The organism is Lelliottia nimipressuralis, assembly GCF_004115925.1.
Lineage (GTDB): Bacteria > Pseudomonadota > Gammaproteobacteria > Enterobacterales > Enterobacteriaceae > Enterobacter > Enterobacter nimipressuralis.
On sequence record NZ_SDDX01000039.1, the window covers coordinates 1 to 938 of the forward strand.

Annotated in this window: 1 protein-coding gene; it reads left to right on the forward strand. The window is 46.9% G+C overall.

Features of this window, described 5'->3' with window-relative positions:
• On the forward strand, positions 1 to 785 hold a 785-nt coding region (locus ETG88_RS21760), incomplete at its 5' end, for a tyrosine-type recombinase/integrase (RefSeq protein WP_129036379.1).
• Positions 786 to 938 lie beyond the last annotated feature (153 nt).

Genomic DNA, 938 nt, shown 5'->3' on the forward strand with positions numbered 1-938 from the left:
AAAAAAAACGCATGGCAGAGCTGCTTTCCAGGCGGCATGGTTCTCGGCCAATGAAGAGTTTGGAGGTAAAGGATTTTGCAGTGTTGTTGGATGAATATCTGGATGCAGGACATGCCAGCAGTGCCCTCTGCAACCGGGTGGTGTGGGTGGATATTTTCACTGAAGCTCAACATGCAGGAGAGGTCCCTCCTGGATGGAATCCACCAGCAGCAACAAAAAAACCTTCGGTGAAGGTTACACGTGCACGCCTCTCTCTGGACGAATGGAAAAAAATACTGGAGCAAATACCGGAGGATCGGTACTCGCATAAAGCGATGCTGCTCGCTTTGGTCACTGGTCAGCGCCGGGAGGATATTGCGAACATGAAATTTTCAGACATTAAGGACGGCTATTTACACATCGAGCAAAGCAAAACGGGGGCCCGCATTGCATTACCGCTGAACCTCCGATGTGAGGCTATTGGCTTATCGCTTGAAGATGTAATACGTAAATGTAGGGATAGGTTTGTCAGCCCCTATCTCTTGCACGGAAAAATGAACAGTAAGGCGAAACCTGTGAATCTGATTGTGGTTTCTAAAGAGTTTGCTGCGGCACGTGATGCAGCAGGTATCGTACCGCCTGCAGGAAAAACACCAACAACGTTTCACGAACAGCGCTCATTGTCCGAACGACTTTACCGAGCCCAGGGGATCGATACGAAAATTTTGCTGGGGCATAAAACACAGTCAACCACTGACAGATACAACGATGATCGCGGGAAGGAATGGACCAAACTTGCAATTTAATTTATCGCTGCTGGGCTCATGGGAGAGGATTAATTACTGACGGAGGTCATAAAAAAGGTAGGTATTTTGGAGAAAAGTTTTGGAGAGGTTTTGGAGAAAGGAAAAAGGTTATATATTCCAGTCCGTTAAAACAACATACTCCTTCTGAGTTCA